The sequence below is a fragment of the Aquimarina agarivorans genome (assembly GCF_000218485.1).
In the GTDB taxonomy this organism is placed as follows: Bacteria; Bacteroidota; Bacteroidia; order Flavobacteriales; family Flavobacteriaceae; genus Aquimarina; species Aquimarina agarivorans.
This window is the reverse complement of record NZ_AFPB01000170.1, coordinates 1-11,165: the sequence shown is the minus strand read 5'-3', so window position 1 is coordinate 11,165 and position 11,165 is coordinate 1. Positions and strand designations below refer to the sequence as shown.

General features: G+C 31.9%; 9 protein-coding genes. All 9 read right to left on the bottom strand.

The genetic code is table 11. From position 1 onward, the window contains the following. Positions 1-12: 12 nt before the first annotated feature. A complete protein-coding gene (locus GMC_RS0114600; RefSeq protein ID WP_010522848.1) occupies positions 13-1,314 on the bottom strand; it encodes a hypothetical protein in 1,302 nt (433 codons plus the stop codon). 17 nt (positions 1,315-1,331) lie between these two features. After that, on the bottom strand, positions 1,332-1,742 hold the full coding sequence (locus GMC_RS0114595) for a hypothetical protein (RefSeq protein ID WP_010522847.1): 411 nt from the start codon (positions 1,740-1,742) through the stop codon (positions 1,332-1,334). 8 nt (positions 1,743-1,750) lie between these two features. Then, positions 1,751-2,110, bottom strand: a complete 360-nt coding sequence (locus tag GMC_RS0114590) for a hypothetical protein (RefSeq protein WP_010522846.1) — start codon at positions 2,108-2,110, stop codon at positions 1,751-1,753. A gap of 30 nt (positions 2,111-2,140) precedes the next feature. After that, positions 2,141-3,106 (bottom strand): hypothetical protein, encoded by a 966-nt coding sequence (locus GMC_RS0114585; protein WP_010522845.1) that lies wholly within the window; start codon positions 3,104-3,106, stop codon positions 2,141-2,143. Then, positions 3,103-5,766: a hypothetical protein gene (locus GMC_RS0114580; protein WP_010522844.1), complete on the bottom strand. Its 2,664-nt coding sequence runs from the start codon at positions 5,764-5,766 to the stop codon at positions 3,103-3,105. Before GMC_RS0114580 ends, GMC_RS0114585 begins: the two co-directional genes overlap by 4 nt. 304 nt (positions 5,767-6,070) lie before the next feature. Next, positions 6,071-7,111 carry a beta propeller repeat protein gene (locus GMC_RS0114575; protein ID WP_029489813.1) on the bottom strand — a complete coding sequence of 347 codons (1,041 nt, stop codon included), beginning with the start codon at positions 7,109-7,111 and terminating at the stop codon, positions 6,071-6,073. A gap of 86 nt (positions 7,112-7,197) precedes the next feature. Next, positions 7,198-8,562 (bottom strand): DUF4280 domain-containing protein, encoded by a 1,365-nt coding sequence (locus GMC_RS21385; RefSeq protein WP_010522842.1) that lies wholly within the window; start codon positions 8,560-8,562, stop codon positions 7,198-7,200. Beyond that, entirely contained in the window at positions 8,559-9,539 is a 981-nt protein-coding gene (locus GMC_RS0114565) for a hypothetical protein (RefSeq protein WP_010522841.1), read from the bottom strand. The genes GMC_RS21385 and GMC_RS0114565 overlap by 4 nt, the downstream gene beginning before the upstream one ends. 4 nt (positions 9,540-9,543) lie before the next feature. After that, on the bottom strand, positions 9,544-11,165 hold a 1,622-nt coding region (locus GMC_RS0114560), incomplete at its 5' end, for a type VI secretion system Vgr family protein (RefSeq protein WP_010522840.1).

Here is an 11,165-nt window from a genome sequence, read left to right as displayed (position 1 = left end):
ATATTCTCAAAATTAAGTCCGTTCTATTACATAAGTCTTCCAATCGTAGCCTAACAGATCATTCATGCTATCTAAAATAAGAGCTCTTTTTTTATCAAAAAGTTTAGGGTCTGATCGATAGATTCTGCGATGTCTTCTAAGCCAATCCTTATCTTCTATTGTTAAATTTAAAGTATCCTTTGATACTGATAAATGCTTTTTAATAAGAATTGCTCTCTCTTCAAAATTGTGTTTTTGAGGGTATGGTCTTCTGCTATATTTCCAATCGTAATTTAATAGTGGAATTAACCTTTCTAGTGCATCAAATTTATGTTTAGGATACGTTTCAGGGTTTTCGCTATAATAAATACGTTGCATTCGTAAATAAGCTTTTTGCTTTCTAGTTAAAACAATATGATTTTGCAGATTACATCTAATTTCGCTTAAATGCTGTTCAAAAGTTTTAGCTTTAGTGTAGCTACGTTTGTTTTCTTTCCAATCATAGCCTAATAATGGGGTTAAAGAATCAAGTGTTTTTATTGATCTGCTGCTAAAAAGAATGCCTTGTCTATATTGCGTACGTTTTTTTGCTAAATACGCTTTTTCCTGTTTTGTTAGATGTTCACCCCTTTTTAATTTTCTTTTTATAGTGCTACATTGCTTTTGTAGAAGTTCAAAATTATATCTAATATCTACAGACCATTCTGTTTTTAAAATAGAAGTTAAACTATCTAATTGTGAAATATTTTCTTTAGAAAGATACTCTTTATCTGCAATATATAATTCACGCTGATTTTTTAACCAATCTTGATAGCGTTTAGGTAATTTGTCTAAAGAGGTATTAAGTGTTCTTATTCGCTGAATGTGATCCTCAAACGACGTTACATTTTTTTCAATTTCAGAGGGTGTTTTATGCCATGGTCTTTTTAACAGCGGATTAAGTTCTTTTAATTTCTTTTGTTGAGTCGCGTTTAAATAGGCATTATCTTTATTGTATTTGCGCCGTACACTAGTAAGCCATTGTTGATCTGTTTTTGCTATTTCCTTACCTGCGTAAAGTGCTTTTTTTATACTTACGACCCTTTCGTTTACGTAAATATTGTATTCTCTTGTTCGGTATTGTTTCCAATCGTAGCCTAAAAAAGGAATTAAAGTGTCTAATAACTTCTTTTTTTCAGTAGCATACTTTTTTGAATTTTGAGTATATAAACGTCTTTGAGTTCCTAACCAAGTTTTATCTATATCGACTAATGTTTTATCTCCCTCCAATTCTTTTTGTATTCGAGATACTCGTTGTTTGAATACTTTTAATATGTGAGAATTGTTATTTCTCATTATTCTATTGTAATAAACTATTTGTGACTATTCCTTTTCATATTTAGATATTCTCTTGCTAAAATAACTTCTGTAATTATAAATCCAATATTAAAGCTGATGATTGCAACGGTAATAATATGTTCCTCTATTTTAAATTTAAAATTATCAAACAATAAAAGCTTATCAATAGCTAATAAAATAAGAGTGATTAAAAACACAATGATTACCAAGTATTTTACAATCCAAAACACCTTAAAAATCCTCTTATAAAAAAGTTGCACATGGTTTTTGTCTATTATTAACAAAACTGTATTTATAACAATAAAGGCTACAACTCCCCATTTTAATTTATTAGGAATTTTACTTTCACTAAAAAAATTAATAACTGTAGGTATTGTTGCTATTAAATCAATGTAATGGTGCCGTACGAAAAAGTAAGCTATCAAGCATATAGTTATATCTGAAAATAAGTAAAAAAGAAAGCTTTTTTAATGGTTTTCTTCCTGTTATTTAGATCAGGTTTTAATATCAAACTTATGATGTTTCTTTTAGGACTAGCAAAAAGCTCCTCCATATCTGATTTAGCTTTTTTCCATATTCTTATAGGATTCATACAGTAAAAAATAACAAGCCAAATAATAGCGATTGTTTCAATTAATAGTACCACTATATTCCTAAGCTCACTACCGTCAGTAGTACTATTTGTAAACAAATTAATGAATAACAGAATTGTGATATATAGATAATAACCAATACCTGTTGCAAAATAGAGTTGAGGTACTTTTTCAAGTATTGAAAAATTAGTTGCTTTCAAATGAGTTTATCTCTGTAAAAAGTGATCATACTATTTTCTAATGATCTCAAAAGTATCACTTCCTTTAGGTTTATGAAGCTTAAAGCTATAAGCAAAATATCTAGTATTATCTTCAATTCTCTTTCTAGCTATAAGTGAATTGTTTTTAAACTTTTTAATTCTCTCAATAGCTATAATTTTACCATAACCATATATTTTCAAATTATAATCCTCTTTGTTAATAGGTAGCATATTATCTTTACAATCATTGATTATTTCATTCTTCCTCTCGTCTGAAGTATACCATTCTAAATCATTATCAAAAGTCGCTACTGCAATTTCCTTATCACTTTTAGAATTCATGTTAAAGTATTTTTCAACATCTCCATTATTCATCACTTCTCTTATTTCATTATAAAAACTAAACACTCCCTTGCTTAATTTGTCTTCATCTATTTTAGACAAATCTTGGCTATTACTCCAACCTTCTAATTCATAAGGTAAATCTTTTATATCTAACTCAAATACTTGATCCCAAAAGGGTACTGCATTTGGAGGAGGCACTACTGTTAACTCACTATTTTCGTAATCAATCTCTCCTTTGTATCCTAGAGGATCTGTAGTGTCTTTTATATAACTCACAAAAAAGATATTCCACTTAGCATCTTTATTAAAATACACATCACTTGGTTGTAATAAACCATCCTTAGCGGTCTCTAAAGGCAAGTAACGTACTTTTAATTTATGTATGCCATTACCCAACAGATAAGGATTTAGCTCTAAAGTGGTATTCATACCACTTTCATAGCATCTACCAAAACCAGGTAATGGAATATCATCAATATAGATCTCATAAGGTGTTTTGGCATTTACATGAATGGCATAAGTAATTTGTTTTGCTTTGGGTACTTGTTTTATATCTTTCATTAGATCACTACTTACCATATTATTTTTTGTGTTTTGCGCGCAGCTTGTAATAATTGAACAAATAAATATTAATTTTAAAAGGTCTTTCATAAAATATTAAATTTTACGGGTTTACCAGGAGCTATTAACTGGCGAATAGCGTTAGGTTTTCTTTTAGGTTCTTGTGTATTATTTATGACTTTTCCGTTTTCATCATAAACTTCATTCCTTTTTGACTTAGCATTAAAACTAAACCAAATTTTGACATCAAGTCCTTTAAAAGTAAACTCCATAGGTAATTTATTATTACGTTTATCTAAACTAATTTGTAAATCCATATTGGCTTCACCATGTAGTTCAACATCGGCATCTGCAGAAGCAACACCTTGTAGGCTTACATCTACATTTACCCCTGCTTCTAACCATACTTTAATAGGCATTACAGCATTTACTTCGCCACCGCCCCAACCATCTACAGAATGGTAATTTACTAAACTAACATCTATATTCAAATCAACCTTAGCGGCTAAATTTAGAAAATAATCAATCTTTATAGCTCCTAAAGTTAAATAATCTACACGCTTGACTACTTTGCTAATTTTGTCTAAAGCTATACCTATGGGTCCTATAAATTGTGCAAAAAATAATAAATCCAATTTTCCTTGTATCCCAAAAAGAGGGTTTGCTCCAAATTTACCCTCATACATAGAGCCATAAGCACTTACATCATTTTTACTTTGCTTGTAAGCTCCATACAAACCACCGCTAAAAGAAGGTCTGGAAACTTCTATTCTAATAGGTAAACCTTTACTCTTTCTTGCCTTATAACGTTTGGTCATCTTTTTAGCAAGGAGTCCTTTTGAGCTTTCAGCGTCTCCTTTTGCTATTGGATTTTCTTTATCTGCTGTTTCATCAGCAAATGTTATCTCTTTAAATATTTCATAGGCTTTAATTAAAAAATTAATAGCATTAATTACTGGAAAACCTTCCCCAGTATTAAACTTTATTGGAGTTCCATTATTATATTTAAAGCCTGCTTCAAATTCTAATTCGTACTCATTCTTTTTTGAGTTAGCCTTATCTTTCCTATACTTTGCAGCATTTTTTTGATTTTGATTTTTTTGAGTGGTTATCACTCTATATCCATAATTAGGTTTTTGGTAAACATGTTTGGGGTTTTTAGCTTTATAATTAAAATTGACCCACCATTCTACATGAGGGAATATTTTAACTATAGCTGATTGATTAGGGTATCTACACGTACCAATAGGAACAAAATATTTTTGAGCATAATCCTCAGATAATATAAAATAACGAACAATCCATGCTATATCAACTAAATCGTTTGTCCATTCTCCTATATTATTTGCCAACCATTTTTTCGCCTTTGGGTAAAATGTTTTATTATACAAATACCCTACAGAAAGCTCTATACCATTTTCTAAATATTTAAAATCTACATCTTGTTTGGTAATATCTATGGTTTCGTCACCTGTGTTTCCTTGAAGATCTGAGGTTGGTGTCATTGCATCGGGGAAAAGCGCATACGCCTTTTCCATAGAGAATACATCTTTTATTGTATTGTGTTTAAATTCTTCTTGATCCTTATGTTTAGCATCTTTATTTTTAAATAAATTGTTTTTTAAACGTTTACGAGCCGTAGTTATTCCGTGGCAAATAGGAGGGTTTTCTTGGTCTGGGTGATGATCTTGTATAACTAATCCTTCGGCTAATATTTTTATGGTTTCTTGTTTTTCTCCTGCTACAATGCCAAAAGCAAGATTGGTGTGATCTATGGGTTTTTGTGTCTTTTCTTCTTCATCAAACAATGTAAAAGGCTTTCTGTCTTTATTACCTTCATGTTGTATTGTTATTTTGGAGTATTTACAAGGATGTGTTCTCTTAGAGCTATATTCCACATCACCTACTACTGCTAGCATATTCGTTTTGGAAGCTTCATATTTTTCTAAAATGACATCCATGGTATTATACTTGACCTTGAAGGTTGCTTGCTGATTTTTAATTACAGTACCATCTTTTGTAGTATAAACTTCTTTTAATTTTTTTTGTTCGTATTTACTGGCAATACTCCTTGCTCTATCAGCATCATAAAATCCCCAACTTTTACTTTCATCAAAATCTTTCTTGTCCATTTTTACAGCTATATTTTCGGCATTGGGTGCTAGGGATTGAAACTTTTCTCCAAACCGAGTAAAATTGTTGCCTGTGAAGCTTTTAGCTTCTTCTCCTGCTATAGCATCTTCATTACTGTAAATCGTAGTTTTTATAGTTGCATAAAATGTTTTTACTGTCTTTTCCTTGTGGTTACATTTATCGCGCCATTTTTCATCTATTACAAAGTCCAATTCTGTTAGTGTATTTACAGTAAATTTTCCAGAATTACTTTGTTGGAAAAACTGAAGGGGGGTGTCTGTTACTTTTTTGTCTCCATCGGCATCAAAAATGTCCACTTCAAATAGCGCAAAATTATGATGGTTAATAGTATAATTAGGTAGCATGTGACCAAGCACAAATAGTTTTAGTGTGCTTTTGTAAGTAAATACATTGCCACTTGCTTGTTCTCCTATATACTTAAACTCATCTTTATTGCGAGCAAAGTAGGCAGATAGTATTTTAGGAGTGTCTACAGTTGCTATGTAATGCCCTGTCTTTAGTGTAGGTTCACTTATAAAAGGTTCTGCATAAAATATGGTTCCTTTTATTAGATCTTCTGCTGTTTGTGCTTTAATTCTTACACCATTAGAGTACACATATTGCTTGCCTATTCCGTAGACACCTATAAACTCATCAGTTTCTTTATTTTTCCACTCTCCCCATTTGGGATAAGATTGGTCAAAAGGATAGGTTTCAGCAATACCTAAATATTGTGCAGCAATCCATACCCAACGAATTTTAGCGTCTTTTTTTTGTTTTTTATAGATAAGGTTTTGTCTTCGCCAAGCTTAACTATGGATAACTTAGCTTCTTTTCCTATTTCAACTTCATTTACTCCGTTTGTTTTAACTACAATGATGTCTTTTTTTCCATAATGTTTACAGCTAGATGTTGAAATTATTAGTTCTGAAAACTAGGTTTTCTTACTTGTAGGTTATACAAATTTCTAATAGATTTTACCCAAACTAACCCTTTTCCATACAATGCAATGGGATGGCTGTCTGCTAAATAATCAGGTAGACTTTCCTTAATCCAGTTTTTCCCATTATCCTTACTATAGTAATAAAATATTTTACCATTATCACTTCTTAAAACTGCTATATAATTTCCAGAGATATTTACTCCTACATTAGTTTGGTCTCTATTGTTTTTAAAGTCGTAAGTAATTAATTTTTGGGTAGTATGGTTATATAACATTAACGGGTGTAATTCACCATACTTTAATACTTCAGAGTACAGGTTGCCTGTAACATCATCGTTAAAAAAAACGTCGAAACGATACCCTTTGGGTAGATTGCATTGATGCACTATAGTTTTACCTGTATTAAAATTAACTGTTGCTGTTGCGTTAGTATCCTCTGCTTCATAAGTAGTATATAATTCATTTTCGTTTATAAAAAAAGGATCATTAATATCAACTCCTTTTACTTTTACAATTAAAGTTTCCCATGTTTTACCACCATCTATTGTTTTTAGTAATTCTACTCCTTTTCCTTTTTCTATACTTACAATTCCTTTATTAGCATCGTAAAAACGAACGTTAAAAATCTTTTGGGTGTTAAACCCTCCTATTTCTTGCCATGTTTCTCCTACATCAGTAGATTTTAAAATCGTGTATTGAGGGGGAGTATTATCTTTCTCATAGACTTCCTTTATAACATATAAATTCCCTTGGGTATCTTTAGTCATCTTACTAAGCGTGCCTTTTCCTACCGTTATTTTTTTAAAAGACAATCCGCCGTCTTCTGTTTTGAATAGAGTAGTTTGATAGTTTTTTTTGTAATAAGGTCTATCTTCAATAACGGAGTTATGAACTTCTGCTCCAGAGTTATTACCAAGCATGAACCCCATTAAATTATCTACTAAAAAGTATTGATTTAGTCGATAATCAAAACTAATAGAACCAGTTTCGGTAGGAATATTTGTTAAGTGCCAATTCATAGGGGTTTCTTTTATAGTAATATTTTGGGGTTGAGAATTACAGCTCATTAGAAAAAGACTAAATATGAACGGTAATACAAGTTTTTTTAGTTTAGCCATGGCATATTTCTGTATTTATCTAATTCTCTATTAATTCTTCTCCAGATATCTATACTATCTTTAAATAATTCTAGATACTTTTCAGCTTCTTCTATTGTTTCTTCTATATCTTTTTGAACTTCTTTTAGTCCCGCTTCTGCTTGTTTATACCAATCATTGATTTGTTCTTCCATAACAAGCATGGCTTGTTCCCACGTTTTCCCAGAAGCCCACTCTTTAAAATCGGGAGTTAGACTTACCTTTATTTTATCGGATATTGGGATGCCAGTTAAACCAGCATCTAAATATGCATCGGGATGTGTGGCAAAAGCAAAATCTCTAAACTCATCATTCCTGTTTTCTATTCCAGTATAAAAAGCTTTGGCATTATTTGCTAAACTATACCTCTCATTAAAGTCTGTATTTCTTACAGAAATAAATTCCTTCTCTACGACACCTTCCTCCATATATTTTTGTAACAATTTTTTAGCTTTTTTTAACCATTCCTTACCCTTGGGACTTAATTCAGGCATGAGTACATTAGTAAAACGTACACAATATTTGTACCCATAGCTTTCAGAGGGTACACCTCTAAATGTACCATGAGGTTTTTTGTATTCCACTAGTTTTTCATTGCCCATTTCTTCTTCTAAAGAAGGTGTCCACCACTCATTAATAGTATCTACAAAACCTAAACCACCTTCTATTTCGCGTAGAGGACCATAGTAATAATCTGGGGGATCATGCTGGCATTTATCATGACGTTCCATAAAATTATTAAATCTCCATTTATAATATTGGCAAGTTCCTATAATACTGAGAGGTGCTTCTGGAGGAGATCCTGCTGTACAGTGCTTATTCTCTTCGTCTAATTCTGTTGAATCATCCACTATTTGTAATGCCCCATAGGGATCGGGAGTATCAATTTCATTTACATTAATTAGTGGCATTATTTGGCTGAGTACTTCGGGATCGGCATTGGCAATATTTTGTGCAGAAGGTACAGCTACTTGACCGTGAAAAGTAATCTCTACGCTAGGAGTGCCTCCAAAAGAACAAATCCCTTTACTATTTTCTAACAACGGAAAACCTTGGTTACTCTGTATTTGTGTTTTCTCAAAAAATCCATTCCAAGTAGTAATGGCAGGCATACAAGGTTTAAAACTGCTTCCTGTGGGTTGCATTTTGCACTGTCCAAACGTCTTTGTTTGGAACGGAGCACCTAATTCTTTATCAGTTGCCATTAACTTTTGGCTTCCTCTAGTATCATTAATATAGTGTTTTTGCTGAGAGGATACGACTAATTTATCTGGAAAATCACCAAAGCTACATTTGCATATTGCACCTTGACAAACTAATTTTTTTTCGCTCATTTGGTTTTGCTTTTAAAAATACTAAAGAACCCTTTTTTCTTCTTGGGTGTAGGTACATTTTCTACACCTTCCTCTAATAACACTACAGGAGCTTTTTTAGTCGCTTCTTTAGCTATAAATACTTCAATAGTTTTTAAGTGAGTTTCTTTCTCATCAAAAAAACTAGCAACCATTTGTATCATTTCGGGTAAACGTGTTTCTTTATTTAAATCGTATGAAACTACTAAATCTCCCGAGTTTTTTTGGTTGCTTTGTATCCTTCTACTTAATTCGTGATTTTTATCCAACTCACAATTACCTTCGAAATTAACAGCAATAGTTTGATTTTGTGTTGTTTTAGGAGTTATCGTATTTAATCCTTTAAAAGAAATAGGTACTGTACTTCCTTCAACACTTAAAAGCATTGTATTGCTAAATTGATAATCTGTTTTATAAGTCTGATAGTTATTATGAAAAAAGACTTGATAAAAAATATCATTATGTAACAAAGCTGTTAGTCTTGCGCTATTCCCAACAGCGTTATCAAATTGTTTTATTATTTTACCAATGACAATACCTTTGTATTTTTGGTTAAATCGTTTTTTTTCTTTCTGCCACCTTTTTTGAATATCTTCTATATTTTCTACAGCTATTATTTTGCCTGTATGCTTAATTGATAGGTTTAAGGGGTAGAGTACTTTATTAAATTCATTAGCAATTTGTTCCATTAATAATGAGGGCTCCTTGCCATTAATAAATATATCTTTTTTAATAACTTCACATAGGTAGCCTTTTTCGGTAGGTAGATAAGTTATTGTGGTTTCGTAATTTAACCGATTCACTTCTTTGTCGGTTTTATCAAAAAACGAAAGTGTTGTTAAATACGTGTTTACGGTATTAACTTGAGGGTTAAATGTTAGTAAATTATTATATAAAAACGGTACTTTTTCTACAGTACTTTCATCTTCATTTATAATACTTGTTCCAAAATCAAACATTGACTTAAGCTAAAATGTTTTTCTCTCCACTGTTAGATACTACTTGTTTAGCACTTGATAATTCCATGTTGTCTTTAGTGCTATTAATCGTTATTTTTTCTGCATTTTTCTCCAATTCTTTTGCTTGAAAAGCGGCATTTTCTTCGATTAATACCGTGCTTTTTTTTGCAGTTAACGATTGATTTTCACTAATAGTCTCATTTTTGTCCTTACCTACAATTACATTCATGTTTTCTGCAACATCTAAAGTTAAATTTTTAGACTTTAGTGTCATATTCTCTAAAGCAGAAATTTCCATATTATTATTGGCTGTATCAATTAAAATCTTGTTACCATTTTTATCGGTAATCGTAATCATCTCACCATCCTTAGTATCGTTAAGTTCAATTACATGCCCACCCTTGGTGGTAAGTCCTTTAAAATCGTTGTTTTCACTTTGCCAAGCATTGTGTTTGTTTACTCCTGTATATAGTGCCGATTGCATGTAAGGGCGTTCTACATCACCATTTTCAAAACCTATTAATACTTCATCATTTTCCTCAGGTAATAAATGAAACCCTCTATCGCCTCCAGCATAGGGAGTGGCTACACGTATCCATGGGGTAGTTTTATTGTACATTTTTTGCCAAGGAAATTGTGCCTTTATGCGACTCATCCCATTAGGGTCGTTAACAGCTATTACTTTGGCTACTTGTGGATGAGAAGGGTGCATTAAATCGATATCCGTTAAAGGATAAACGTCAATTTCTAAGGGTATTGCCGTAAAGTTATTGGTATATGTTCCTCCTTGCTTATAACTGTGCGTAATTTGGATTACCCTGTAGCGTCCAAAGTCTCCTTGACCACTCTTAATAACAATAACTTTTCCCAGTGAAACTCCAGTATTGGTGCTTTGACCTACAATGCTTACTTGTTTTTGTTCGGCTAACTTTCTTTGCAATGCTACCGAGCTGTCTAATTGTTGTTGCAACTGTTGGCTCTCGAACCCGTAAAAAACTTGTTTATTGTCTTTTTTAGGGAAAAATTGCTTGCTCACATTGTTGGCAAATGCACTATATCCGCTAGCGTTTGAAGCAATACTGTTACTAGAAGTTTCTATAGTGCTTTCAGATGTATAATCATTGCTATAATAATTAAAATGTAAAGGGTTAACTGTTAAACCCAAACTAAAATCCTTTAAATCGACACTGTAATTTAAAGGTATTTCGTCTCCTAAATCGGGTTTCCCAAAATGTAACGTATCCCTACTATATACTAAATACTCTCCTTGTGTAGCGGCTAAATATTGTAAATACTGGAAGGTGCTTTGGTGATGTTGCACCGAGTAGGAGAGCAATGTGTCATTTTCAGGTTGTACTCTTATACTGAATTCTGAGCTATTGTAGTCTTTTGTGACTTCTTCAATGATATCGGAAACTGATTTTTCTAAAAAGCTATCTATATTAGAACCATCATCTAAAAGAATACTGTTACTCATTCCTTTAACTTCTATAAGATCTCCCATTCCACCATGCTCGTTTCCTTTTTTACCTTTTATTTCAGTAATTTTTCCTTTAAAATATAGGGTTTCCCTATTCAGCCTACCACCTTCGGAAACCTGTAAATAGAAAGGTTTACCTAAAAATG

Coding starts and splice junctions, on each gene's coding strand:
- GMC_RS0114600 (WP_010522848.1), bottom strand. CDS start 1,314: ATGAGAAATAACAATTCTCACATATTAAAAGTATTCAAACAACGAGTA.
- GMC_RS0114585 (WP_010522845.1), bottom strand. CDS start 3,106: ATGAAAGACCTTTTAAAATTAATATTTATTTGTTCAATTATTACAAGC.
- GMC_RS0114575 (WP_029489813.1), bottom strand. CDS start 7,111: ATGAATTGGCACTTAACAAATATTCCTACCGAAACTGGTTCTATTAGT.
- GMC_RS21385 (WP_010522842.1), bottom strand. CDS start 8,562: ATGAGCGAAAAAAAATTAGTTTGTCAAGGTGCAATATGCAAATGTAGC.
- GMC_RS0114565 (WP_010522841.1), bottom strand. CDS start 9,539: ATGTTTGATTTTGGAACAAGTATTATAAATGAAGATGAAAGTACTGTA.